23 protein-coding genes and 3 tRNA genes are annotated in these 24402 nt (G+C 34.8%); 9 read left to right on the top strand and 17 right to left on the bottom strand.

Translation table 11 applies throughout. The features are described 5' to 3' along the window. Positions 1-26: 26 nt before the first annotated feature. The 8 genes from PQ462_RS16820 to nirB form a co-directional block, all read right to left on the bottom strand. The gene (locus PQ462_RS16820; RefSeq protein ID WP_274250865.1) at positions 27-650 is read right to left on the bottom strand and encodes a class I SAM-dependent methyltransferase; all 624 of its coding nucleotides are present in this window, start codon (positions 648-650) and stop codon (positions 27-29) included. Positions 651-771: 121 nt separating this feature from the next. Beyond that, complete coding sequence (locus PQ462_RS16815) at positions 772-2031, bottom strand: alginate export family protein (protein WP_274250864.1); 1260 nt, start codon at positions 2029-2031, stop codon at positions 772-774. A gap of 95 nt (positions 2032-2126) precedes the next feature. Continuing rightward, positions 2127-3611: an MFS transporter gene (locus tag PQ462_RS16810; RefSeq protein ID WP_274250863.1), complete on the bottom strand. Its 1485-nt coding sequence runs from the start codon at positions 3609-3611 to the stop codon at positions 2127-2129. A 98-nt stretch (positions 3612-3709) separates the two neighbouring features. Further along, the gene (locus tag PQ462_RS16805; protein ID WP_012026593.1) at positions 3710-4369 is read right to left on the bottom strand and encodes a response regulator transcription factor; all 660 of its coding nucleotides are present in this window, start codon (positions 4367-4369) and stop codon (positions 3710-3712) included. A 393-nt stretch (positions 4370-4762) separates the two neighbouring features. After that, complete coding sequence (locus tag PQ462_RS16800; protein WP_274250862.1) at positions 4763-6574, bottom strand: PAS domain-containing sensor histidine kinase; 1812 nt, start codon at positions 6572-6574, stop codon at positions 4763-4765. Between the two features lie 7 nt (positions 6575-6581). After that, positions 6582-7166, bottom strand: a complete 585-nt coding sequence (locus PQ462_RS16795) for a DUF4202 domain-containing protein (RefSeq protein WP_274250861.1) — start codon at positions 7164-7166, stop codon at positions 6582-6584. A gap of 342 nt (positions 7167-7508) precedes the next feature. Further along, positions 7509-7886, bottom strand: coding sequence for a nitrite reductase small subunit NirD (gene nirD / locus PQ462_RS16790; protein WP_008468748.1), 378 nt, complete (start codon positions 7884-7886; stop codon positions 7509-7511). Positions 7887-8255: 369 nt separating this feature from the next. Further along, the gene (gene nirB / locus PQ462_RS16785; protein ID WP_274250860.1) at positions 8256-10769 is read right to left on the bottom strand and encodes a nitrite reductase large subunit NirB; all 2514 of its coding nucleotides are present in this window, start codon (positions 10767-10769) and stop codon (positions 8256-8258) included. Between the two features lie 270 nt (positions 10770-11039). Here nirB and PQ462_RS16780 point away from each other — a divergent pair, with 270 nt between their 5' ends. After that, positions 11040-11813, top strand: a complete 774-nt coding sequence (locus PQ462_RS16780; RefSeq protein ID WP_274250859.1) for an META domain-containing protein — start codon at positions 11040-11042, stop codon at positions 11811-11813. A gap of 68 nt (positions 11814-11881) precedes the next feature. On the opposite strand, the gene PQ462_RS16775 is transcribed toward PQ462_RS16780, so the two are convergent. Then, the gene (locus PQ462_RS16775; protein ID WP_274250858.1) at positions 11882-13165 is read right to left on the bottom strand and encodes a DUF2130 domain-containing protein; all 1284 of its coding nucleotides are present in this window, start codon (positions 13163-13165) and stop codon (positions 11882-11884) included. A 208-nt stretch (positions 13166-13373) separates the two neighbouring features. Here PQ462_RS16775 and PQ462_RS16770 point away from each other — a divergent pair, with 208 nt between their 5' ends. Further along, positions 13374-13508, top strand: coding sequence for a hypothetical protein (locus PQ462_RS16770; protein WP_274250857.1), 135 nt, complete (start codon positions 13374-13376; stop codon positions 13506-13508). Positions 13509-13555: 47 nt separating this feature from the next. Here PQ462_RS16770 and PQ462_RS16765 read toward each other — a convergent pair whose 3' ends face one another. Then, positions 13556-14443 (bottom strand): LysR family transcriptional regulator, encoded by an 888-nt coding sequence (locus tag PQ462_RS16765; RefSeq protein ID WP_274250856.1) that lies wholly within the window; start codon positions 14441-14443, stop codon positions 13556-13558. A 203-nt stretch (positions 14444-14646) separates the two neighbouring features. Here PQ462_RS16765 and PQ462_RS16760 point away from each other — a divergent pair, with 203 nt between their 5' ends. Then, positions 14647-15354 carry a class I SAM-dependent methyltransferase gene (locus PQ462_RS16760; protein WP_274250855.1) on the top strand — a complete coding sequence of 236 codons (708 nt, stop codon included), beginning with the start codon at positions 14647-14649 and terminating at the stop codon, positions 15352-15354. Between the two features lie 87 nt (positions 15355-15441). Here the strand turns inward: PQ462_RS16760 and PQ462_RS16755 are convergent, their stop codons facing one another. From PQ462_RS16755 to PQ462_RS16740, 4 genes are all read right to left on the bottom strand, one after another. Then, complete coding sequence (locus tag PQ462_RS16755; protein WP_274250854.1) at positions 15442-15906, bottom strand: DUF3291 domain-containing protein; 465 nt, start codon at positions 15904-15906, stop codon at positions 15442-15444. A gap of 141 nt (positions 15907-16047) precedes the next feature. Further along, complete coding sequence (locus PQ462_RS16750) at positions 16048-16326, bottom strand: putative quinol monooxygenase (protein WP_012026583.1); 279 nt, start codon at positions 16324-16326, stop codon at positions 16048-16050. Between the two features lie 2 nt (positions 16327-16328). Further along, positions 16329-16934, bottom strand: coding sequence for an NAD(P)H-dependent oxidoreductase (locus PQ462_RS16745; protein WP_012026582.1), 606 nt, complete (start codon positions 16932-16934; stop codon positions 16329-16331). 290 nt (positions 16935-17224) lie between these two features. Beyond that, a complete protein-coding gene (locus PQ462_RS16740) occupies positions 17225-18211 on the bottom strand; it encodes an aldo/keto reductase (RefSeq protein ID WP_274250853.1) in 987 nt (328 codons plus the stop codon). 116 nt (positions 18212-18327) lie between these two features. On the opposite strand from PQ462_RS16740, the gene PQ462_RS16735 reads away from it, so the two are divergent. Both PQ462_RS16735 and PQ462_RS16730 read left to right on the top strand, forming a co-directional pair. Then, positions 18328-19173, top strand: coding sequence for an AraC family transcriptional regulator (locus PQ462_RS16735; protein ID WP_274250852.1), 846 nt, complete (start codon positions 18328-18330; stop codon positions 19171-19173). A gap of 36 nt (positions 19174-19209) precedes the next feature. Then, positions 19210-19650: a hypothetical protein gene (locus tag PQ462_RS16730; RefSeq protein ID WP_274250851.1), complete on the top strand. Its 441-nt coding sequence runs from the start codon at positions 19210-19212 to the stop codon at positions 19648-19650. Between the two features lie 10 nt (positions 19651-19660). Here the strand turns inward: PQ462_RS16730 and PQ462_RS16725 are convergent, their stop codons facing one another. The 3 genes from PQ462_RS16725 to PQ462_RS16715 form a co-directional block, all read right to left on the bottom strand. After that, positions 19661-20719 carry an SMI1/KNR4 family protein gene (locus PQ462_RS16725; protein WP_274250850.1) on the bottom strand — a complete coding sequence of 353 codons (1059 nt, stop codon included), beginning with the start codon at positions 20717-20719 and terminating at the stop codon, positions 19661-19663. Between the two features lie 30 nt (positions 20720-20749). Continuing rightward, positions 20750-21511, bottom strand: coding sequence for a C40 family peptidase (locus PQ462_RS16720; RefSeq protein ID WP_012026578.1), 762 nt, complete (start codon positions 21509-21511; stop codon positions 20750-20752). A gap of 67 nt (positions 21512-21578) precedes the next feature. Beyond that, on the bottom strand, positions 21579-22757 hold the full coding sequence (locus tag PQ462_RS16715; RefSeq protein ID WP_073408441.1) for an acetyl-CoA C-acyltransferase: 1179 nt from the start codon (positions 22755-22757) through the stop codon (positions 21579-21581). 238 nt (positions 22758-22995) lie between these two features. Here PQ462_RS16715 and PQ462_RS16710 point away from each other — a divergent pair. The 4 genes from PQ462_RS16710 to PQ462_RS16695 all read left to right on the top strand — a co-directional run bounded on the left by PQ462_RS16710 (position 22996) and on the right by PQ462_RS16695 (position 24357). Further along, positions 22996-23079 (top strand) — tRNA-Ser (locus PQ462_RS16710). Positions 23080-23093: 14 nt separating this feature from the next. Further along, positions 23094-23168, top strand: a tRNA-Pro gene (locus PQ462_RS16705). A gap of 14 nt (positions 23169-23182) precedes the next feature. Further along, a tRNA-Arg gene (locus tag PQ462_RS16700) sits at positions 23183-23256 on the top strand. 117 nt (positions 23257-23373) lie between these two features. Further along, a complete protein-coding gene (locus tag PQ462_RS16695) occupies positions 23374-24357 on the top strand; it encodes a YheT family hydrolase (RefSeq protein WP_274250849.1) in 984 nt (327 codons plus the stop codon). The last annotated feature ends 45 nt before the right edge of the window (positions 24358-24402 follow it).

Here is a 24402-nt window from a genome sequence, read left to right as displayed (position 1 = left end):
TGTGTTAAAAATGAGCGTGCAAATTTTTATTTTTTTCTGCCAATAAATCGAATTACAGAACCTGTTCCGTTATGGAATAAACCTTCGCTGAGTTCGATTTCTTTTTCTTCTAATTCTATAATTTCATAATTTGGGAAATCGGCTTTGATTTCTTCGATTGAAAAAAGGGATTCAATGTCTTTGGGTCCGCCTACTTTTTCATTTTTGGCTACATATTCTAAATGCTTTTTACTGAAGGCTTCAAAAATTATAATTCCGTCTTTTTTTAGAAGTTTATCCAGCTGTGTGTGAATTTCAGATTTTATAGCAGCTGGAAAGTGCGCATAAATTAAAGCAATAGCATTAAATTGTGCTGTATGAAAATCTAAAGTTTCCAGTTCGCCAATTTGATAATCAATAGAAACGTTATTTTTTTCTGCTAAAAGAAGTGCTTTGTTTCTGCCTTCTTCACTAATATCAAAAGCAGAAACTTTCCATCCTAGTTTTGCTGCAAAAATGGAATTTCGTCCTTCGCCTTCAGCAGGAAAAAGAATCGTGCCAATTTCTAGTTTTTCTATTTGTTCTTTTAAGTAATTGTTGGGTTCTTCGCCGTATGCAAATTCTTCGCTTTTGTAACGGTCGTCCCATCTTTGAGTCCAGGTATTGTTCATGATTTCAATTATAAAAATATCAATCAAATATAACGAATTAAGAAAACCTCAGGGGCAAAAGAATACCCTTTCTCAAATTTGAAAAAGGGTAAATTTTTATAAAATCCGATTTATAAAATCGTTATTTTTTATAAGTAAAAATTCTAGGATTTACAGAAATCATAAGCCACGCCCAGTTGTTAGTATGACCTGCGTCTCCGTTTTTGATAAATTCCATGGTTTTAGATCCAAACATTTGAGAATATCCTCCGGTAACGGTAATATCTTTTTTAAAGTTATAACCAAATGTGGCATCAATCTCAGTTCCTAAATACGAATCTAATTTTTCGTTTAATGGCGTAACTACATCTGCTGCAGATAAGAATACATGCGGAATCAGAGCAAACTGCCATTTATTTACATTGTAGTTTAATTTTATAAAAGCATCTTGTAAACCAACATTGTTTAAGTGATTTCCAACATAAAAATAATCCATGTAACCGTTAAAACCGTGGTTGGTTCCAAAAATAGGATTAAATGATTTGATTACAGTGCTTCCGTCATTTGATGCTTTTCCAGATAAAAATTCATATCCTAAACCTGCTTTAAAGGAATCAGTTAGGCTGTAATTAAAATTAATAGCAGCATTCCATGCGCTGACCTTTAAATCTGTGCTTTTTCCGGTTTGCCCGTAAAGCCACAAATTAGTATCGATTTTACTTGTTTTATAAGTCAAATAAGGTCCAAAAGTTTGTTTATAATCTACCAGTAATTTTGCATCAGCATTTGCATATTCATAACCGGTATTAAGCAGTAAAAAGCTTGCACCTAAACTTTCAGTAAATTGATTGTGGTACCATGCATATTGTAATGCTTTGTAATTAGCAACAGTATATGGAGTTTGAAGAACATTTTCAGCAGTTGAATTGTATGCACCTCCAAAATCAAGTTTTTGTTTTTCAGTTTGATATGTAAAGGTAAGCGCATCGTGACTTTGAGCTTGCTGGGCCCAGTCCATTTCACCCAGAATACGCTGGTTATCATAAGAAAGAACCTGACGTCCCATTCTGGCGCTCCATTTTTCGGTAAAATTATATTGTGCCCAAGCTTCAAAAACAGCCACTCCGTTTTTATCTGCCGTCGCAGTTGATGGAACATCACCCCAGGTTCTGGTATTCTGTAAAGTCAGTTTTACAATTAAATCTTCTTGTTTGTAATTGAAATTTAAGCGTGAACGCTGTGAAATTTGCGATGTGCCTTTTTGTCCTTCCTGAAGAAGTTGTTTGTAACCGTTTCGATATTCAAAACGTGGTCTGATTTGCAAATTGACATCTAATTCCTGAGCCTGAATTTCAAAGCTTAATCCTGCGATAAGTATTAAGATTAGTTTTAGTTTCTTCATAAAATTGGTAAATTTTTATCGGAGGTAAATTTATAAGAAAATGCCGTCGAATACTATGATTACAGTCATATTTCTAATCTTTTTTTAATCTAAGTTTAATATGCTGGTTCTAATTTTGCTTTACTTACTTTAACTTGTTTCTCTCTAGATAGTTGTGTTATAGTATAATGCATCCAAACCAAACAGACAGTTGAAAAGATTAAAATAAAAATCCACGAACTTGACCAAATTCCGGTTGCTGTTAGTAAATATCCAAATATAATTGGGCCAAAGAATCCGCCTAAACCGCCAATCATTCCTACCATGCCGCCTACAACGCCAACTTCATTAGGAAAATATTCTGGAATGTGTTTGTAAACTGCTGCTTTCCCAATTCCCCATGAAATCCCGATTAGAATAACTAAGACTAAGAAAACCCACATATTGGCATCAAACTTAATAACCGTTACGCCTTTTGCAATTAATTCTTTTTTAGCAACACTTTGATTGTGAGCAACAACTACATCCTGCCAGCTCGAAGTAGTAGGGAAAATGGCATTTTCGGCTGTATTGGCTGTTTTTTGTGCAATTGGATATTCTTTATCGCCAACTTTTACGGTTTTGTCACTGATTTCGTTTACGACTCCTTTTTTAGCAGCTAATATCCCCGGACCAGAAGTAGTGATTTCCATTTTAGGGATCGATAAAAAAGCACTTAAAATTACCGAAGAACCCAAAACCCAATACATTACTTTTCTCGCTCCGAATTTATCTGATAAATATCCTCCAAAAGCTCTAATAACACCAGAAGGTAAACTGAACATCGTGGCAAACAAACCTCCCATAACTAAACTCGTTTGGTAAACGTTCATGAAATTTGGCAGCAGCCATTGCGAATATGCTACAAAGCATCCAAAAACTAAGAAATAATAAGCTCCAAAACGCCAAACTCTTTGCGATTTTAAAGGTGTAAGCATTTGCGAAATTGTTTTACCGCTGCTTTCTATTTTTTTATTTTGTGCGAAAATTAAAAACGCAATACCAATTACGACTAATGAAACAGCATAAATAACAGGAAGTACTTTCCAGCCGTTTTGCGGATCATCAATAGAGAAATGATTTAATAAGGAAGGAGCAAGAAAAGTAGTTATTGCAGCTCCAGCATTTCCCATTCCGAATATTCCGAGAGCGCGTCCCTGCCATTCTTTTGGGTACCAGATAGAAGTATAACCAATTCCAACTGCAAAACTAGTCCCGACCATTCCAAATAAAAAGCTTAGTAAAGCAAACATGGCGAAACTATCAGCGTAGGGAAGGAGGAACAGCGGAATTGAACTTAGAAGCAGTAAAAGTGTAAAAACATATTTTCCGCCAAATTTATCCGTCAATATACCAATTGGCAGACGCATGATTGATCCGGTTAAAATTGGAATACCCAAAAGCCATCCGACTTGAATAACATCCCAATGGAAAATTCCGTTATCGACTAAAAAAGTTACCAGAACCCCGTTTAATGTCCAGCAGGCAAAACACACTGTAAAAGCCAATGTGTTCAAAACTAAAATTTTGTGTGATTGCGATAGTGAGTTTGTATTTTTCATAGCACTTATATTTTTATGTAAAAATAAGTACTATAACTTAGTTAAAACCTGCTAAAACGCAGTTTTTGAAAAATAATTACGTATTTATACGTATTTTTTTAGATTAAAGAATACTCAGCCGCTTTGTTTGAAAGTTCCATTAGGTTTTTAACTTTCAGCTTTTTCATTAGGTTAAAACGATGCACTTCGGCAGTTCTTTTACTAATTTCAAGAGCTTCGGCAATTTCTTTATTTCCTTTTCCTGATAAAAGAAGTGTCAGGATTTCTTTTTCTCTTTTGGTAATCATCATTTCTTCACCTAAAGTTTGTTTAGGTTCTAAAGATGCAGTCGAATTTGTTAATTGACTTATCAAAATAGAAGAAATATCACCGCTGAAATACTTACCGCCTGAAGAAACGGCATGAAGAGCTTTTAAAAATTCTTCTTTTGATGAACCTTTCAGTAAATAACCGTCGGCACCGGCTTTTATAGATTTCAAAACATACTCTTCTGATTCGTGCATCGAAAGCATGATGATTTTTACGTTATTATTCTCGCTTCTAAGTTTTTCTACTACCTCGATGCCCGTTAAGTTTGGCATACGAATATCTACTATAAGTAAGTCAGGTTTTGTTGCTGTAACCACTTCCAGAGCATCTGCACCGTCAATTGCTTCACCAACAACCTCTATGTTTGCTTCGTTTTCCAGTAAAGATTTGATTCCGTCTCTAACAAAAACATGGTCATCTGCCAATACTACACGAATGATATTACTCATAGTTTACTTAATTTTGATTCTGGATTTTTACGTATATTCATCTAAAAAGAAGATGCTAATATACGTACTTTTTTCATTTAAAAATCCAAATTTTTGAAATTCGAAACTCCAACATTAAAAAATCATTAGAAAAAATTGCAATATCAATGACAATTACAATGTCAATAGCAATTGCAAAAAACAATTTTAATATCTAAATATAAATTTAAACACTTTGTATTGTCAGGCTGAGCGGAGTCGAAGCCCACGTTAAGAAATTCCGTAATCTAAATCACCATCTTTGTGGAGTTACTTGCTTGGACTTCTCCGAAGCATCCTGATCGCTCAGCCTGACAAATAGAAGTTCGACGTTTAGATAAATAAATTATCTAATTATCTAATTGACAAATTATCTCATTTGAGAATGGGAATATTAAAAGTAATTCTCGTTCCTTCGCCTGGAATGGAGTTCATGAAAACGCGTCCGTTAATGTATTGGATTCTTTCTTTCATAAATAAAAGTCCCATTCCGGATTCGCTGTTGCGCTTTTTGTCGACTGAATTGACATCAAAACCTTTTCCGTTGTCGTCAACAATAATACTGAGAAGTGTTTCGCTGTGCGAAAGCTGCACAATAATATGCGATGATTCAGCATATTTTATGGCGTTGTTAATCGCTTCTTGTGTAAGTCTGTAAATATTGATTTCGATTAAGGAATCTAAACGCTGATCGAAATCGGTTTTGTTGTAAAACAGGATTTCTTTTCCAGTTAATTTTGATAGTTCCTGAGTAAGTTTGGAAAGTGATGAAACGATTCCGTGATCGCTTAATTCCGGTGGCATTAAGTTGAAAGTTGCCGTGCGGACACCTTTGATAATATCAAGTGAAAGTTTCTTTAAGTACTCAATTTTTTGTTCTGATTTTTCTTTGTCATCGAGATTAATGCTTTCTAAACTGAATTTTAAACCCGTAAGCATTTGGCCAATTCCGTCGTGAATTTCTTTGGCGATTCGGTTTTGTTCGTTTTCCTGATTTTCAACAATTTTGCTCGAAATAATCTTTTGCTGATTGATTTTTTCGGTTGTGTTTTCAAGATTTAAACGTTCGACTTCGCGTTGTGCTTTTTTGCGTTCAGTGATGTTAAAACAAACAATCAAAAGTTCCAGTTCGTCTTTTTTGATCATGACCGGAACCATTGACAAATCAAGCCAAATAGTTTCATTTTCTTTGTTTAAAATACTGATTTCGCCCTGCCAGCCGCTGCGTTGTTTTTCAAAAATTAAACGATCAAAATTGGTTTGCTCTTTTTCGTCAACAGTTAAAACTTCGGAGAATTTTTTGTTGGATGAAAACTTGGTATAATTGAGAAGTTTGGCAAATTTTTCTCCGATATGAATAATCGAACCGTCGGGTGTAATTCGGCAATAGAGAAGCGTGTTTTCCATTGCGTAATTGAGCGATTTTAATTCTTTAACTGAATTTTCTTTGATTTCGCTTAATATTTCGGTGTCGTATGCGAGCTTTAAAGCTTTCTTTTCAGAAGATAAAAGCTTGGCAATTAACCTTTCGATTTTTTTGTTGGTTGGTTTAAAAATGAAGAAGAATTCTAAAAGAAGAACTAAAAGTGTAAAACCGAAAATCCAGTATTCTATTCTTCGCTGTTCGGTTACTTTTTCGTGCGCTTCAAGATCGTATTGCGTTACAATCTGATTCATTTTCGAAAGGAAAATGCCTTCGTTTTCTAAAATAATATTTACGAATTTTTGGTTTTCAGCAGTTGTTTTTTTCTGCTTTACATTCAATAAAAACGAATCGGTTGAATTGACAATTTTATTGAAAATCGGATTGATTTCGAGATATAATTTAGAAAGTGTTTCTGATTTTTCTTTTGGAAAAGCGAGACTGTCACTGCCATTTTCGAGTGCATTTTGGTTTTTCTTCCAAAGCGCTAAAACTTCTTCTAAATGCGAAATTTGTTTGGCAGAAGCGGTATCAGAAACGTAATGCAGGATCAAAACTTCTTTGACAATTTTCTGGCTCAGCATTCTTTGTTTACCAGAAAAATTGATAATCTTAGAATCGCTTAACTGCTGATTCAGGTTGTATTGTACTAAAAACTGACTGATAATTATAGTTAAGGCAATAGTAAGAAGTGCAAAAAAATACAGACGGCGTAAATTTTTGAATGTGATTTTTTCTGCAGCTTCCTGATTGCTTTTCTTCATATCTTTTTTACAATCCTAAAGAAGCTTTTATTAAGTTTAAATTTTCTTCAGAATAAGTGATTTTTAAAGCTTCCTCGTGACCTTTGTCGGACATTTTATCCCAGGTTTTCTTGATGATATTTTTCAGTTTTTCTTCATCGTGTTTGTGAACAAAAGGTTCTAAGTGATATTCTAAGAACACCAAACAAATTACATCTTCTAATAATTGCGTTTCGGCATCTTTTTTAAGCAGTTTTTTTTCAATTAAAAAAGAAACACGATCGATAAAAGTTTGATCGTAACCTGCTTTTGCTAGAATTTCGGCAGTGGTTTTTGCGTGAAATTTTTTAAGTTCTTCTCTCCATTTCAAATAACCAATACGATCCATTGGATACGATTCGCGAGCAACTTTCCATCGGCAGATGTGCTGTGCTTTTGAAGCGATCTGGATTTCTTCGGATGCATTGGGTTCAAATTGCATCAGTCTTTCGTACATCCTGTTTGAATACAATAATTCTTTTGGATATTCTTTGTTTTGGTCTAATTCTATGTTTGGATCCTGAGCGTTTTCAGCATCAATCCATTCGCTTGCTTTTTGAAAAGGTGTAGTCATTTTTTGGTTTGATAATAGAATTTCAAAGATACGGAATTAAGTTTTTTTTCGCCACGAATTTCACGAATTAGCACGAATTATTGTTTTTGTTTTTTGCCACAGATTAAAGGATTTTTTGGATTTAACTTGGTGTTTATTTTTTTTTCGCCACGAATTTCACGAATTAGCACGAATTATTGTTTTTGTTTTTTTGCCACAGATTAAAGGATTTTTTGGATTTAATTTGGGGTTTATTTTTTTTCGCCACGAATTTCACGAATCTCCACAAATTAAATTAGTGTAATTTGTGAAATTCGTGGCGAAGAAAAAATCCTTTTAATCTGTGTAATCTGTGGCTATAAATTAATCTACAAAGCCAACAAAAACTTCATCTTCGACAATCTTAATAGGATAAGTGGCAATGCTGTATTCTTCGCCGTTTAAATTTGAACCGTCAACTAATGAGAAAGTCTTTTTATGCATCGGACAAGCAATTTTCGGAATATCATCGGCAGATCCAGTCATTCCTCTTGAAAGCACCATTTCCATTTTGTGCGGGCAGGCGTTTTGGCAGGCGTACCATTCGTTGCGGCGCGTGAAATTAAAAATGGCAATTTGTTTGTTTTTGTATTTAATGCATCCGCCTCGGTTGGTTGGAAAATCTTCTACTTTACCTGCTTTGAACCAAATTGTAGCATCACTCGCATGAACCGTTTCGTATTGATTTAAGATTTCTTCCATTTTGATTGAATTTTGATTTCCTGTTTCTTAGCCCTCTTTTTACAATCATGAGAGTTATGATGGCGCAGTAAAAAAGAGGGTAAGAAGGACAGCAAACGTTTAATGATTTTTTTTCTTTTTTTGGAGCTATTTTTTTTCCCGCAGATTTGGCAGATTTAGGCGATTTTTTTTTAATCTTTTTAATCCTTTAATCTGGGGATTTTATTTTAAACACATAGAAACATAGATTTTTTTGTTTTTTGTTTGAGAAAAAGAAAATTAAAGAAACTAGTTTCTAACACATAGATATGTGTATTTATGCAAGTGAAACGCCTTTATTAAGTTTTTAAAATCTATGTCCCTATGTGTTTAAAAATTTATGTTTTAAGTTTACGACCAAGCTTTAGGCATTTTTTGATCTCTTAACGGTACAAAAACTGCATTGTCGTCTTTTTCGTCGGAGTTTATAAAGTGATTGAAACGTTTTAATAATCTTGGTTTTTCCAGAACTTGTTTCCATTCGCATTCGAAAGTGTTTACTAAAGTCTGCATTTCGGCTTCAAGCGTTTCGCAGATTCCTAGGCTGTCTTCGATTATAACTTCTTTTAAGTATTCTAAACCGCCGTCTAGTTTTTCTAACCAAGTTGAAGTTCGGATTAGCGGGCCAGCAGTGCGGATGTAATACATTAAAAATCTGTCCATGTATTTAATAACCGTTTCCTTGTCGATTTTCTCTGCTAATAAAACGGCATGTTTTGGGTTTGCACCGCCATTTCCTGCAATGTATAAGTTCCATCCGCCTTCAACGGCAATTAATCCAAAATCTTTTCCTCGGGCTTCTGCGCATTCGCGAATGCAGGCCGAAACACCGCCTTTTAGTTTATGTGGAGAACGGATTCCTTTATATCTATTTTCTAGTTCGATGGCAAATCCGGCGCTGTCGTCCATTCCGTAACGGCACCAAGCATTTCCGACACAGCTTTTTACGGCACGAAGTGATTTTCCGTAGGCGTGTCCGCTTTCAAAACCATTGTCTATTAGGATTTTCCAGATTTTAGGCAAGTCACTTAAATGCGCTCCGAATAAATCTACTCTTTGCGCTCCCGTAATTTTGGTATACAAATCGAATTGTTTTGCCACTTCACCAATTATAATTAATTTTTCGGCTGTAATTTCTCCTCCGGCAACTCTTGGAACAACAGAATACGTTCCGTTTCGTTGAATGTTTGCTAAAAATCTGTCGTTTGTATCTTGAGTAGTTACGTGTTTATTTGCCGTATCATTATAAATACTAGAGAAAATTGAAGCAACAACTGGTTTGCAAACTTCGCATCCGTCACCTTTTCCGTGATGATCTAAAACATCGTAGAAATTCTCGTATTTATTGATTTTTACCAAATCGAATAATTCCTGACGATTATAATTGAAATGTTCGCAGATAACTTCTTTTACTTCTTTTCCAAGTGATTTTTGAGTCGCTTTTATCAAATCTGAAACCATTGGTTTACAGCCGCCGCATCCAGAAGTTGCTTTTGTTGCTTTAACGACATCTGAAAAAGTAGCACAAGATTCATCTAGAATTTTACAGCAAATAGAGCCTTTCGTTACGTTTTCGCAAGAACAAATCACGGCTGTGTCTGGCAAATCCATTACGCTTCCTAAACTTGAACCTTCAGAACCATCGCGAGAGCCTAAAATCAAATCTTCAGGATTTTTAGGTAATGCCATTTCATTGATATAAATCTGGAAAAGCGAATTGTAATCGCTGGAATCTCCAACTAAAATTCCGCCTAACAGTTTTTTAGAATCTTTTGTAACGTTGATTCTTTTATAAACGCCGCTTAATTTGTTTTCATAAATAATAGCAGTAACGTCATTGTTTTCAATAAAAGGATCGCCAAAACTAGCTACTTCAACGCCAATTAATTTCAATTGAGTCGACATATCGATGGTTTCTCTCATGGTTTTATCCCCATTTAAGATTTGCTCAGCAGCAACATCGGCCATTTCGTAACCTGGAGCAACCAATCCGTAAATGTTTTGATTGTAAAGCGCCGCTTCGCCAATAGCAAAAATAAAAGGATCTGATGTTCGCATTTCATTGTTTACCACAATTCCGCCTCGTACGCCAACTTCAAGTCCCGAAACTCTGGCCAGTTCGTCGCGAGGTTTAATTCCAGCAGATATAACCAACATGTCTACTTTTAACAATTCGTCGTTTGCAAACATCATTCCTGTTATACTTTCTTTTCCGTCAATATATTGCGTTGCTTTGTTAAGATGAATTCCGATGTTTAATTCTTCGATTTTTGACTGAAGCATATCACTTGCGCCTTGATCTAATTGTCTCGGCATCAAACGCGGAGCAAATTCCACAACATGTGGATTTAAGCCTAAATCACGAACTGCTTTTGCTGCTTCTAATCCTAATAAACCGCCACCTAAAACAGCAGCTTCAGTTGCGCCTTTTTGTTTTATTTTTTTCGCGTAAGCCATAATAGCATCCAGATCTTCGATGGTTCTGTAGACAAAAACACCTTCTTTTTCTACACCTTCAATTAGTGGTACAAAAGCCGAAGAACCTGTTGCTAAAACTAAGTAATCGTACGTATGTGTTTTGTTTAAGTGTGTATGAATAGTTTTTGCATCACGATTAATATCTGTAATTAATTCAGATGTATTTAGAATAATGTTGTTTTCTGCGTACCATTGGCTTGTTGAAAGTGATAAGTCATCAGCCGTTTTTCCTCCAAAGTACTCGCTTAAGTGAACGCGATCGTAAGCGCGTCTTGGTTCTTCTCCAAATACTGTGATTTGATACTTTTCTTGTCCTGATTTTGCAACGAATTTTTCGCAAAATTTATAACCAACCATGCCGTTTCCAACTACTATTACTTTAATCATGATTTCTTTAATTAAGTATTACTACGCAAATATAAGTATTTATACTTATATAAATACGTAATAATTTTTATTTTTTTAAGTAGATGGAAATTTTTATTACTACGTATTTTATCAGAATCTTTTACGTAGTGCGGGTTTTAAGTAATTTTTGAGTGATTTGGTTTTTTTAAATTTGAAAGGATTCTAAATAGACGTTTCAAAAAAATGTCGTAAATTCATAAGAATTTTACAGGTGTTTTACGAAGAAGAACATTTTTAATCTAAAATCTCATGAAAAAAGTACTCTCAATAGTGTTATTATCATTTTTAATGATAGGCTGTAAAACGACAGCGAATAAAGAAACTGCAGGAACAGATTCAACAACTTCGACAGAAGAAGATTTAAAATATTATTTTAAAGGAACAGGAAACGAACCGTTTTGGGGAATCAAAATGGGGAATGACGAAATTGTCTTTACATCACTAATACCAGGAAAAGAAAAAATAACTTTTCCTGCCGTTGAAGCGATTAGAGCTATGGATGCCAATGTGAAAATGTATAAAGTAAGTAATGAAACGACTTCGGCTGCGATTACGATTCAGCAGCTGGATTGTCAGGATTCAATGTCTGGTGCAATTTCGCCTTACAGCGTAAAAGTTGAAATTAGAAATAATTCGGAACTAGAAGCAAAAAAACTCAGCGGATGCGGAAAATATCTTACCGATTACCGACTTCATGATATTTGGGTTTTGGAAGAATTGAATGGCTATAAAGTTTTTGCCACTGATTTTCAAAAAGAAATGCCACGAATTGAAATTAATTCAACCGAAAATAGATTTTCTGGCTATGGCGGCTGTAATGCAATTAGTGGTTCTATTTTTTATGAAAAGGATTTGCTAAGATTTACAAAGGTAATTTCGACTCTAATGGCTTGCCCACAAGGAAATAAAGAAGGTGAGTTTACAAAAGCACTGCAAAGCACAACAACTTATTCTATTGGAAATAATCAATTGATTTTGTCTAATCCTTCAGGGAAATTGGCTGTTTTTAAAAAGGTGGATTAGTTTTTATAAGAGCTTCAACTTCGCTCAGCCTGACATTTCGTTTGTCTTCCTGAGCGAAGTCGAAGGATTTATTCTAGTTCCTTAGTTTCTTCCTCTTCGTCATTCCCTTCAATAAAATCCAATTCTAAGGCTTTTACACTTTGAACTGCATTTCCGGCAATACCGCGAATCGAACCGTACATTCCTAAAGTATTGTGAACTACTTTTTCAATTTGTTTTTCGCGTTGTTTCCAGATTCTCTGCATGGCTCTTTTTTCAGAATCTAAGTCACTTTGCATTTGGGTAAAACCTTCTACAATTCCTTCAATCTGTAAACGGAATTCGTTGCTGGTCAGGAAATCGTACAACATTGACATTTTATCGCCTTTGTTTTCCTGTGCCTGAACCGCTTGATTGATCTGAATTAAAGATTGACGCAACACAGCGCTTAAACCTTTAAATTCTTCATACGTACAAATCCAGATACCGTCGCGCATGCCCATTCGTTCCATTCCGTTTGGCATTACTTCGGTAACCAAAACTCCAATGTTGGCTCGTTTGGTTCTGATATCATTTTTGAATTTCTCAATCCAAGAAGGCTGAAATGCTTTTGTTCTTTTGCTTTCGTAATAAATAGTACCGCAGTTTTGATGTTCACGCGTGTTTACAATTTGAAGACAATCGGCGCCGTTTGCCCCTTTTTTAACTTCGTCAATGCTGTCAAGAGGGAAATTGTTTGCCAGCCATTCTTCGATAGCTAATTCCATTACTTCACCTTGCAATTGCATAGAACCTTGTTCTTGCTTGCGTTTCATTTCTTCAGTCAGTTTTTTTTGTTCTTCTAGCTGTTTCTGAAGTTCTTTGAATTTCAATTCGTTTTTATCGTCTTCTTGTTTTCTGATTTTTTCGCGTTCCAAAGTTAATTGCACATTTAATTGCTTTTCGGCTTCGGCTTGAATGGCATCTTTCATTTCCAGTTTTTCGCGCTGTAACTTGGCGATTTCACCTTCCATTTTATTTAATTCTCTGATTTTTTCCGATTTTTCAGAGAGTTCTTTTTCCATTAAAAGCAAACGATCCTTGTTTTCTTCTTCAAGTTTTGTTTTCAACTTTTCCGAAATTTCTTTTTCCGCAATTTTTCTTTCACGTTCCAAACGCTCGGCAAAAAGTTCGTTTTCTTGTTTCTTTTTGGCTTCAAATTCGGCTTTGGCTTTATCCAATTGTTCGTTTTTAAGCTCTAATTCTTTATTTTGAATAGTAGCTTTTTGTTGAAATTCTTTACGGATGCTGTCTTCTAATTGATGTTTTAAAACATCATTTACGTCGATAGGAGTTCCGCAGTTTGGACACTGAATTGAAGATTGCTCAGCCATTTTTATTGAAATTTTATTGTAGAATTTGAATTTGCTAAGATATTTAAAACTTCTCTTTTTATAATGTGGATTTCTGTACTAAATTGTAACGATTTTTTGTTATGGTCACTAAGGCGCTAGGACGCGAAGTTTCTTATGATTAATCTCCCAAAGCCGCGAAGGCGCAAAGTTTTTTGCCACAGATTAAGGATTAAAAGGATTTATTGAATTGCCTCCAGCTTTAGCTGGAGGTATAAAAGTTGAATTAGAAAAGGCTTTAGCCAAATCAGTAGTTGTTTGGCTAAAGCCTTTTGAACTTAATTATTTTTCCATCCAGCTAAAGCTGGAGGCAACTTATAAATAAAAGCTTTGCGCCTCTGTGTCTTTGCGCGATTAATTTCACCACAAAACTTAGCGTGAACCATTTTTATTCAACAAAAACTCAACAGCTGATCGAGTGATTCCTGAATTATCTTCTTTTGGAGTTATAATAGAAACGTCTGTTTTTAAATTGACTTTTTTCAGTTCAATAAAACCAATTTCAGGATCCTGATTGTTTTTGGCAACGTTTGAAGGAACAATCGAAATTCCTAATCCGTTTTTGACTAATTGTACGATGGAATTGATGTTGTTGGCTTCATGAATAATCTGCGGTGTAAAGCCATAAAAAGCACAAAGTTCTAATAAAACTTCGTGATAATGCGGTGCATAATCTTTGTTGAAGAAAACAAATGTTTCGTCTTTTAGGTTTGCAATTTCATTTTCTGATTTTATCTGAACAGATTTTTTATTGTAAACCAATGAAAAACCATCTTTAAACCACAGATGCGATTTTATTTTTGGTGACTGAATTGGTGATCGAATAATTCCCATTTCTATTTTTCCTTGTTCTAATGCATCGATTTGTTTGGTGGTTGAAATTTCAAAAAGTTTAAAATTTACGTACGGAAATTGTGCTTTGAGGTGTTTTATTAAATCTGAAATAATAGAAGAATATATTGAGCTTATATAAGCGATTCTAAAGTCACCCGAAACGTTTTCTGCGATCTTTTTTGTTTTAATAGAAATACGTTCCAGATTCTGAAAAATTTCTTTTATTTCTTTTTCGAAATATTTCCCGGCTTCGGTCAATTCTACTTTTTTATTGTTTCTGATGAAAAGTTTTGCCTGAAGTTCTTCTTCTAATTCAGCAATCTGCCGACTCAATGGAGGCTGTGAGATAAACAGTTTTTCTGATGCTTTGGTAAAGTTTAGTTCTTCGGCTACAGCCAGAAAATATTTTAGGTGACGTAATTCCATGATACTTTTAAAGTATTATTAATTGATAAAAATAGTATTTTTAAAGTATTTATGAAAAGAATAGTTTTGAAAAATCAAAAAATAAATCTCTCGCAGATATAGCAGATTATTAATTTAGAGAAAATCGTGTAAACCATAATATTTCCAATCAATAATAGCAAAAAGATTCTCGAAATCTGCGAGAGATTAAAAAACAAAAGACCATGAAAAAATCAACTATTGAAGAAATCAAGGAAAGATTTGACAATGATGTCGAACGATTTTCAAATTTGGAAACAGGACAAGTGGCCACAATTGATGCTGTTATTTCTTTAGAATTAATAACCGAAGCTTCAAAACGTATTGTTCCGAATGCTGCAACCGTGCTGGATGTAGGCTGTGGTGCTGGAAATTACACTTTAAAAATGTTATCTAAAGTGCCAAATTTAAATTGCACTTTGGTCGACTTGAGTTTGCCAATGTTAGACAGAGCTTTTGAAAGAGTTTCGGCAGCAACAAACGGAAAAGTCGTTGTAAAACAAGGTGATATTAGAGAAGTAGATTTACAAGAAAACAGTTTTGATATTATTTTAGCGGGTGCAGTTTTGCATCATTTGAGAGACGATCAGGATTGGGAAACTACTTTTGCAAAATTGTTCAAATTATTGAAACCCGGAGGTTGTTTGATGATTTCTGATTTAATCACGCAAGACACAGATTTATTGAATGATTATACCTGGCAGCGTTATGGCGAATATTTAGAAGGAATAGGAGGAGTAGAGTATCGCCAGAAAGTTTTGGATTATATCGAAAAAGAAGATTCTCCGAGATCGATGAATTATCAATTGGATTTGATGAAAAAAGTTGGTTTTTCAAAAGTCGAAATATTGCATAAAAATATGTGTTTCGGAGCTTTTGGAGGAATAAAGTAGTTTTTTGTTAGCCACGAATCACGAATGTATTTTTTAAAATCTATACGCAAACATTTTTAAATAAATTCGTGATTCGTGGCTATACAACTATGCATTAACCGGCATTGGATATTTGTTTCGAAGATCGAAAACTAATTCTGATGGGCCGTTTTTTTGCAGGAAATCTAATTTTTCTACGGCTTCTTCCATGGTTGGGATATGTCCTTTAGGAATCCACCACATAGCCGTATGCGCTTTACCGAATTTTTGGAACCATTCTTTTCGGCGTCTTAAAAAGTCACTGTGAAAAGTTTTGTACATATAGTGTTCTAAAGTTTCGATACTTTCCCAAACCGATACATTAATAATAATTTGTTCGTCATTGTACGGATTCAGGCTTGTAGCGTTGTAATTATCAGTGTCATCTTTTAGTCTCCAGACAAAACCTTCGCTTTCTTCGGCTAAAGTATTTACGGTGTCTAAATTGTCTACGAATTCTTTCATTATAGGGTCGTTGATGTTTACCCCTTTCATTTTTGCAATATTAATTTCGGCAAGATGATAATGACTCATATTTTTTTATGTTTCTGAATGCGAGGCAATTTAGCTTTTTTCTGAATAATTATTTTGTATAATTAAGTTATATCTGTAACATTTTTTAGTTACAAATTCTCGAATTACCTATGCAGAAAAGAATTCAGAACTCTGAAAAAACTATAGAATTTGTGCCGTTTTATAAACCTGAACGGGAGCTGATAGTAAAGCTTCGCTTTTTGTAATGAAATCGACTAAATACGACTGATTGTTGTGTAAATCAAGTCCTATTTGATCTTTCCATTCTTCCCAAATAATGAATACATTCTCTGTAGTGTGAAGATCGTAGCGAATGCATGCTTCTTCTTTTCTGGTTTCTGTAACCAGATGTGTAATCATATTTTGAACTTCTATAAGATTTTCTTTTTTACTTTTAATGATTGCAGTGATTGAGATCATAATTATAAAGTTTTAAAGGTTTCTTCTAAATGTTTGGTGTACTGTTCTTTAAAGATAACAATATTTTCTGGTGTTGCACCTTTTTCAACATCATGAAAATGAAATCCGTTTATGCGTTCCATTCCGGTAAATTTGTTCATTTTGTGGAAGCCAAACATTACGCCGTCATCAACAGAAGTTTCTTCAAAGAATTCTCCCGGAAGTGTAAATGCTGTTGCAGGTGCATTCCAGCTTGTAGTAAGCATGTATTTGCGTCCGTGTAAAAGTCCGCCGGTTCCGTAATTGATGTCTGGATTTACGCGGCTTCTTCCGTCGCTTTTATAAATTCCGTTGTTGTGTCCTTGTGTAAAAACGTCATCGATATATTTTTTGAAAAGATTCGGAATTTGAAACCACCAAACTGGTGTATGATAGATAATTAAATCTGCCCAAACGAATTTTTCTACTTCTTTTTGAAGATCTATTTCGTCTTCAATGTGAGTTGTTTTTATTTCGTAATTATTGTTTTTAGAAAGAAATTCAACTGTCCAATCCTGAACGGTTTTATTGAATTGTCCTCCTGAATGAGCAAATTTTTGCCCGCCGTTAATTATAAATATCTTTTTCATTTTTACTGTTGTTTCTTTTGAAAATGGATGCGTGAGGGATAGAGGCGGTATCTTTTTGCGTAATGAAATGGAGCAAAAAATATAGTCGAAAGCCCGACCCGGAGGGGCACGCCCAAATTCTAATTATTTAATTTTGAGATTTTTTTAAACACATAGAAACATAGGTTTTTGTTTCTTGGAAAAGGGAATGGAAAGAAACTAGTTTCTAACACATAGGTATGTGTGTGTATGTAAGTGAAACGCCTTTATAGACAAAGTAAAACTATGTTTCTATGTGTTTAAAAAGAGAATTATTTTATTTTAGCAATTGCCTGATTGATAAATTCCAATTCTGAAGCTGATAAATCGAAATCCATTGTTTTGGCATTTGAAATGGCTTGTTCTGCGTTTCTTGCTCCTGCTAGAACAATTGAAATTCCTTTTTGTAAAGTTGTCCAGCGTAAAACCAATTGTGAAATTGAAATGTGTTTTGAATGCGCTAAAGAGCTTAATTCTTCGATTAAGGTTTTTACCTGCTGCAAATCGAATTTTCCGAAATAACCGTTTCTATGGTCGTTTTCTTTTAATTTGCTGTCTGTGAAATATTTCCCAGTCAATAAACCTCTTTCCATTGGACTGTAAGCTATAATGCCGATGTTTTCTGCCACTGTAAACGGAATTAAATCTGCTTCGATTCCACGGTTTAGCATACTATACGCCACTTGATTTGAAGCAACTTGAATTGTTTTTTGCGCTTCCTGAATTTGTGCAATATTGTAATTACTTACTCCAAAAGCTCTGATTTTTCCTTGCTGAATTAAAGTTTCAACAGCTTCCATAGTTTCAGAAATTGGGGTCGTTGAGTCTGGCCAGTGAATTTGCAGTAAATCGATATAATCGGTTTGAAGGCGTTTTAAACTTTCTTCGATTTCTTTTATTACGTTTGCTTTTGATGAGTATTTGTAAATCGGAACTTTTTTACCGTTATCGTCTGCGTCGAAAAAGAAATCTCCTTTTCCGTTATTGCTTCCGTCCCAAACCAAACCGAATTTTGTAAGCAACTGAACTTTAGAACGATCTTGACTTTTAATAGCTTCTCCGATCATTTCTTCGCTTAAACCAAATCCATAAAAAGGAGCGGTATCGATTGTTGTAACACCATGATCGATTGAAGCGTGGATAGAATCGATTGAATCTTTCTTTTCTGTTCCGCCCCACATGGTTCCGCCAATAGCAAATGCACCATAAGTAATAGCTGATAATTCAAGTTCTGAGCTGCCTAGTTTTCTATATTCCATGATTGTGATTTTTTGTGTTTAAAATTGATGAAGCAAAATTATACTGTTTTTATGATTCTTATTTGGTATATATTTGTCTTTTTTAGGTATATTTGCATCTTCAAATAAATAGAATTATGAAAAAAGAAAACTTATATGAACCTTTTACGGTTTCTTTTGAAACGCTGAATGAATATCCAGATGTAGGAGATCGTCATAATTTTTTCGAACTGGTTTACATTTTGGAAGGAACAGGAAGACAGTGTATTAATAAGAATATTTTTGAATACGATCCAGGGCATTTGTTCTTATTAACCCCAGAGGATTGCCATAATTTTACAATTGAGACCAAAACGAAGTTTTTCTTTTTGAGGTTTAATGATATTTATTTGAAAAATTCGAGTCTGCAGAATGAAAATATTCAGCGATTAGAATATATACTTCAAAATGCCAATCATCAGCCGGGCTGTATTCTTAAAAATGATCCTGATAAATGTCTGGTAAAAGTAATGATTGAAGCAATCTGTCGTGAGCATCAGGATAAAGATGTTTACAATCAGGAACTGATTCAGCAGTTGGTCAATACGCTGATTATTATTGTGGCGCGAAATATTGCGAAATATCTTCCGGAACAAATAACGATAAATACGGAAGCCAAAGCGATGGATATACTACAATATATTCAGAATAATATTTACTATCCTGAAAAGATTAAAGCGGAATCTATTAGCGATTATTTTGGGATTTCGAATACGTATTTAGGACGTTATTTTAAGAAACATGCCAGTGAAACGATGCAACAGTATATCAGTAATTACAAAACAAAACTGATTGAACATCGTTTGCAATTTAGTGATAAGCGAATTAATGAAATTGCTTATGAATTTGGTTTTACGGATGAAAGCCACTTTAATAAGTTTTTTAGAAAACAAAAGGGCTATAGTCCGTCTGAGTTTAGAAAGACGATTCGATTGAGTGCTTAGTTTTTGTTCTGTTAGAAATAAAAAACATTCTAAACGATGAGTGGTGATAAATATAAAATAGATGTAATTGTAAACAGTAATCTTCCTGATTATCGCCTGTTTATAGATTTTATTTGGGGCAGTGGACATAATGTTGATTCTGAAGGAGATAGTTACAATCCAGCAAGTAGAAATTGGACTGAGTTGTACATGTCAAGCAGGGTCAAAAAAGGTGAAAGTTTTACTATAGAGCAGAACAAAGACAATTCTTTAATTTATTTAATTTCGTCTTATAATGAGTATGTTGCAAAAAGAGCTGCTTATTTATTAGCAAAGGAAACTTCACAGAAAATTTGTGTAGATGAAGTTGAATACAAACTTGATTTTCTTGAGGATAAATTAGGTCAAGATTTTAATTTACTGGATGCTTTAAAAAGAGCCGATGCTAGTATATGGAGAAAATCTAGTTTAGAGAATCCGTATCCAAATTTATTATAGATTATTTTCTCTATTCACAATTGTCTTTTCCGATAATAAAATCAAAATGCTCAGTTTTACCGGCTCTTAGATTGCGGATTTCATTTTGGATTAATTCTTCTAAAGAATCAGCTACGATGTTTCTGTCCCAAGATTCATTTTGGAGCTCTATAATCTGTCCAAATTTTCCTTTTGAAGCGGGATCTGTATCGTAAAGCAAATAATCGCCATTTCTTCCTGTAGCAAACGGAATCCATTTTGGGTTAGCATAATTATTGGTTTGTATTTTTTCGAAATCAATTTCTTGTTCTGGTAAGTCTTCTTCGTCAAATTGCAAATCTTGAATTGAATTCCATTCTTCGGCAATATCTTCAAACGGAATTAAATCGTAGCTCCAATTGTTTACTCCAAACTGAAAAACAGCCGTTACGGGGTCGTAATCTACATTTTTAACTTTATAAAAATTTATTAAAGCTGGCGGTATAGTTATATCATCTTCAAGTTCAATGTGTTCTTGAATATCTTCTTCAGAAATTCCTTCTGTAAGATTGTAGTAATCGTTGTTTGTTGAAACAATTTTATTGATTTCCGAAATCCATTCCTGCCATAGGGGCTCAAATAATTTGAATTCAGGGTCAATAGCTGCGCTGATTTTCTTTTCTTTTTCTTCAGAAGCAGAAATGCTCAGAGACGTAATTTTGCCATCTTCTTTATCAAACCAAACGCTTATTCCGTTAAGGATAAAGGCACCGCTTCGGTCTCCTTTAAAAAGCTTTACAAGCTGATTTTTGTTGTCTTCGTGGTATTGAAATAATTCTTGTCCGTCAAAAATAAATTCTCCTGCAAAGATGCTTTTTGCGCAATAATCATATTCTCTAACCTCAAATTCAATTGCGAGACTTTCAGCCTGTTTACCTTCTTTAGAAAAAGCCATAATACCTAGATCATCCCAGGTATAAATATGATTGTATTGTTTTTTGATATAACGGCAGTCACCCAAAGCTTTTTTTAAAACATCTATAGCAGCTGGAAGTTGAACAATTGTATCGTTTATTCTGAAATCTGTTTTAGATAATGAAAACTTTGCCAAGGTATATTGCTTTAGAGTTAATGAAAAGGCTTATATGATTTTTTTGATAACACGCAGTTTGTGAGTGTGCTTTTTTAGTTCAGGATTGTAAATTCCTAAATGATCCAAGCGGTCAATGCGGACTTTTCCACTTGCGTGAATGATGTAGTTGTTTTCCATAATGATGCCGACATGAATGATATTGCCTTCGTCGTTATCAAAAAAGGCTAAATCGCCAACTTCACTTTCTTCGATAAAACTTAAAGCTTCGCCTTCAAGTGCCTGCTGAGAAGCATCACGATGAATTTTATAACCGTTCAATTTATAAACCATTTGGGTAAAGCCTGAACAATCAATGCCAAAAGGAGTTTTTCCGCCCCATAAATAGGGAGCATTTAAATACATAAAAGCAGTTTTGATTAATGCGCTTTTAGGTTTTACGCCGCTGGTTTTGGTTCCTTCAAAATCAAAGTTTGAAGTATTGATTTCGTTATTGTTTAAAAAAGATAAAGAAGCTCCAAGCGGAATTGGAAGCAATAGGTTGTTTGGTGCAGTGATGTAGTCAATTAAATCAGCATTTAGAATAATGGCTTCTTTGCTCAACAAATCGAACTGTTCTTTTGAAATTACCTGATATTGCTTAGAATCTACCCAGCCTTCGTAGTCATCATATTGAATTCTGATTCGCGCCCATTGATTATGACGTTCTAAAATTTCGATATGCTCGCCAAACAAGAGCTGTGTAACAATTTCACTTCTGTCGCTGGCTTCAGCTCGAACGGGTACTATGGCTAGATTACAAATTCCAAACATTTAAGGGAAAGTATTAGTTGAAAATCAGGAGTTATATGTATAACTCCTGATTTTTTATGATATTGTTTTAAGCTCTTTCGATAACAATTGCCGATGCGCCGCCACCGCCGTTGCAAATTGCAGCAGCTCCGGTTTTTGCATTGTTTTGTTCTAAAACATTTAGTAAAGTTACAATAATACGTGCTCCGGAAGCTCCAAGCGGATGTCCTAATGAAACAGCACCACCGTTTACGTTTACTTTATCGTTATCAAGGTTTAATATTTTAGCATTAGCTAATCCAACTACAGAGAAAGCTTCATTGAATTCGAAATAATCAACATCTGAGATTGAAATTCCTGCTTTGTCTAAAGCTTTTGGTAATGCTTTTGCCGGACTTGTTGTAAACCATTTTGGTTCTTGTGCAGCATCTGCGTAGCCTTTTATATAAGCTAAAGGTTTTAAACCTAATGCATTTGCTTTTTCTTCAGACATTAAAACTAAAGCAGCAGCTCCGTCGTTAATTGTTGAAGCATTTGCAGCAGTTACAGTTCCGTCTTTTGTGAAAACTGGGGCTAAAGATGGAATTTTATCTAATTTTACATTAGTATATTCTTCATCTTTTGAAAATATAATAGGTTCGCCGCGTCTCTGAGGTACTTCAACTGGCACAACTTCATTGTCGAATTTTCCGGCATCCCAGGCTTTTGCACTTCTTTCATACGATTGAATTGCGAATGCGTCTTGCTCTTCACGGCTGATTTTGTATTCAGATGCACATAAATCAGCGCAAACTCCCATTGCGTTGTTGTCGTAAGCATCTGTTAAACCGTCTTTCTGCATTCCGTCAAGCATAGTTGCAGGACCAAATTTGTTTCCGGCACGCATTTGTACGTAATGAGGAATCAAGCTCATGCTTTCCATTCCGCCCGCAACTACAATTTCAGCGTCACCGCATGCGATTGCCTGAGCAGCAAACATTACAGCTTTCATTCCGGATGCACATACTTTGTTTACTGTTGTGGCAGCAACTTCTTCAGATAATCCGGCAAATAATGCAGCCTGACGCGCTGGAGCTTGTCCAACTCCGGCCTGAATTACATTCCCCATGAAAACTTCATCGACTAATTTTGGGTCAAGATTAATTTTTGAAAGCGCTCCTTTTATGGCAGCAGCTCCTAATTTTGGTGCAGGTACACTAGATAACCCGCCCATGAAACTTCCGATAGGTGTTCTAACGGCAGAAACGATAACAACTCTTTTGTTCATTTTCTGTTTAATAATAGTTAGTAAGCAAATTTACTGTTTATTTGAATAAATTCAAATTTTGTATTGAATAGGTGAATTTTAAATTTAAGGTGAAATTTTTGTTAATTCTATTCGTTTGATTGTGAAGAGGTTTTGAAAAAAGATGAAAAAAAACTAAAAAAACTCAAAAAAAAGCTTGTGAGAAAAGGAATGTTGTTATACATTTGCACTCGCAAAACGGAAGCAATTCCACTAGCAAGGAGAGGTGCCAGAGCGGTAATGGAGCAGATTGCTAATCTGTCGACGGGTAACCGTCGCCAGGGTTCGAGTCCCTGTCTCTCCGCTTAAATTTTGCCTCGGGGTGTAGCGTAGCCCGGTTATCGCGCCTGCTTTGGGAGCAGGAGGCCGCAGGTTCGAATCCTGCCACCCCGACATTTTGAAATATTGGTCGCATAGCTCAGCTGGATAGAGCACCTGCCTTCTAAGCAGGCGGTCGAAGGTTCGAATCCTTCTGCGATCACAAGAAGCCACTCAATCGAGTGGCTTTTTTGTTTTTCAAAAGAAATAAAAAGACAGTTTTAAATTACATATTGATTGATTTCTTAGATTTGTAGTGCGCACCGTAAAACTTTTTGTTATGCCGCTAATCGAACAGTCAGAATATAATTTCCCTTCTATTATTCATCGCAACAGGCATGTCTCAACTATTTATGCCGCTTTGTTTAAAAAATTTGAAGTTCCGGAATATACAAGAGAGAAACATGAGCTCAATGATGGAGATTTTATCAACATTGATTTTGTTTTAAACGATTCGAAAAAAGCAGTTATTTTATGTCATGGTTTAGAAGGAGATTCCCGTAGAACTTATAATAACAGCTGTGCAGCTTATTTTCTACAGAAAGAGTTTTCTGTTTTTGCCTGGAACAACCGCACTTGTGGAGGAGAAATGAACCGCCTGCCAAGACTTTATCATCATGGTGCAGTTGATGATTTAGACGAAGTCGTTCAGTTTGTTTTGCGAAAAGGATTTGAAGATGTTTATTTGATTGGTTATTCAATGGGAGGTGTTCAGCTTTTGAATTATTTTGGCTGGACTAAAATTGATAAGCGTATAAAAGCAGGAGTTTCTATTTCTGTGCCTACACATATTGCAACAAGTGCCGCAGTACTCAAACAAGGTTTTAACAGGGTATATTTAAAGAATTTTACAATTGATATAAAAAGAAAACTGAAATATAAAGCAGCTCAGTTTCCGGATTTTATAAATCGAGATCAAATTGACAAAATTTCATCTTTTGACGAAGTTGATCATTACTTTACAGCGCCTCTGCATGGTTTTGCAAGTCGTGAGGATTATTACCAGCGTGTTTCTCCCGAATTTTCTCTTAAAAACATTACCACTCCGGTTTTAATTATTAATTCTCTTGATGATCCTTTTTTAGGCGAAAGATGTTATCCAAGGGCTATTGCACAAGACAGTGAATATGTTTATCTGGAAACTCCAAAATATGGCGGACATTGTGCCTTTCCGCTTCGCGATTCTATGTATTCTTATGCAGAGAAAAGAGCATATGAATTTTTTGAATCTCGTGAAAAAAATGCACAGATTATAAAAGCTTAGCAGTAAAAATTTCAGCTGTTTTTTAAACGATATTTTTAATATACA

The sequence above is a fragment of the Flavobacterium sp. KACC 22758 genome, from assembly GCF_028736135.1.
Lineage (GTDB): Bacteria > Bacteroidota > Bacteroidia > Flavobacteriales > Flavobacteriaceae > Flavobacterium > Flavobacterium johnsoniae.
Note: the sequence above shows the minus strand (reverse complement) of the source record. Positions and strands in the feature narration are given on the sequence as shown.

Excerpts from the sequence above, each read along its gene's own strand:
- PQ462_RS16820 (WP_274250865.1), bottom strand. The coding sequence starts at position 650 with ATGAACAATACCTGGACTCAAAGATGGGACGACCGTTACAAAAGCGAA.
- PQ462_RS16815 (WP_274250864.1), bottom strand. The coding sequence starts at position 2,031 with ATGAAGAAACTAAAACTAATCTTAATACTTATCGCAGGATTAAGCTTT.
- PQ462_RS16810 (WP_274250863.1), bottom strand. The coding sequence starts at position 3,611 with ATGAAAAATACAAACTCACTATCGCAATCACACAAAATTTTAGTTTTG.
- PQ462_RS16805 (WP_012026593.1), bottom strand. The coding sequence starts at position 4,369 with ATGAGTAATATCATTCGTGTAGTATTGGCAGATGACCATGTTTTTGTT.
- PQ462_RS16800 (WP_274250862.1), bottom strand. The coding sequence starts at position 6,574 with ATGAAGAAAAGCAATCAGGAAGCTGCAGAAAAAATCACATTCAAAAAT.
- PQ462_RS16795 (WP_274250861.1), bottom strand. The coding sequence starts at position 7,166 with ATGACTACACCTTTTCAAAAAGCAAGCGAATGGATTGATGCTGAAAAC.
- nirD (WP_008468748.1), bottom strand. The coding sequence starts at position 7,886 with ATGGAAGAAATCTTAAATCAATACGAAACGGTTCATGCGAGTGATGCT.
- nirB (WP_274250860.1), bottom strand. The coding sequence starts at position 10,769 with ATGATTAAAGTAATAGTAGTTGGAAACGGCATGGTTGGTTATAAATTT.
- PQ462_RS16780 (WP_274250859.1), top strand. The coding sequence starts at position 11,040 with ATGAAAAAAGTACTCTCAATAGTGTTATTATCATTTTTAATGATAGGC.
- PQ462_RS16775 (WP_274250858.1), bottom strand. The coding sequence starts at position 13,165 with ATGGCTGAGCAATCTTCAATTCAGTGTCCAAACTGCGGAACTCCTATC.
- PQ462_RS16765 (WP_274250856.1), bottom strand. The coding sequence starts at position 14,443 with ATGGAATTACGTCACCTAAAATATTTTCTGGCTGTAGCCGAAGAACTA.
- PQ462_RS16760 (WP_274250855.1), top strand. The coding sequence starts at position 14,647 with ATGAAAAAATCAACTATTGAAGAAATCAAGGAAAGATTTGACAATGAT.
- PQ462_RS16755 (WP_274250854.1), bottom strand. The coding sequence starts at position 15,906 with ATGAGTCATTATCATCTTGCCGAAATTAATATTGCAAAAATGAAAGGG.
- PQ462_RS16750 (WP_012026583.1), bottom strand. The coding sequence starts at position 16,326 with ATGATCTCAATCACTGCAATCATTAAAAGTAAAAAAGAAAATCTTATA.
- PQ462_RS16745 (WP_012026582.1), bottom strand. The coding sequence starts at position 16,934 with ATGAAAAAGATATTTATAATTAACGGCGGGCAAAAATTTGCTCATTCA.
- PQ462_RS16740 (WP_274250853.1), bottom strand. The coding sequence starts at position 18,211 with ATGGAATATAGAAAACTAGGCAGCTCAGAACTTGAATTATCAGCTATT.
- PQ462_RS16735 (WP_274250852.1), top strand. The coding sequence starts at position 18,328 with ATGAAAAAAGAAAACTTATATGAACCTTTTACGGTTTCTTTTGAAACG.
- PQ462_RS16730 (WP_274250851.1), top strand. The coding sequence starts at position 19,210 with ATGAGTGGTGATAAATATAAAATAGATGTAATTGTAAACAGTAATCTT.
- PQ462_RS16720 (WP_012026578.1), bottom strand. The coding sequence starts at position 21,511 with ATGTTTGGAATTTGTAATCTAGCCATAGTACCCGTTCGAGCTGAAGCC.
- PQ462_RS16715 (WP_073408441.1), bottom strand. The coding sequence starts at position 22,757 with ATGAACAAAAGAGTTGTTATCGTTTCTGCCGTTAGAACACCTATCGGA.
- PQ462_RS16695 (WP_274250849.1), top strand. The coding sequence starts at position 23,374 with ATGCCGCTAATCGAACAGTCAGAATATAATTTCCCTTCTATTATTCAT.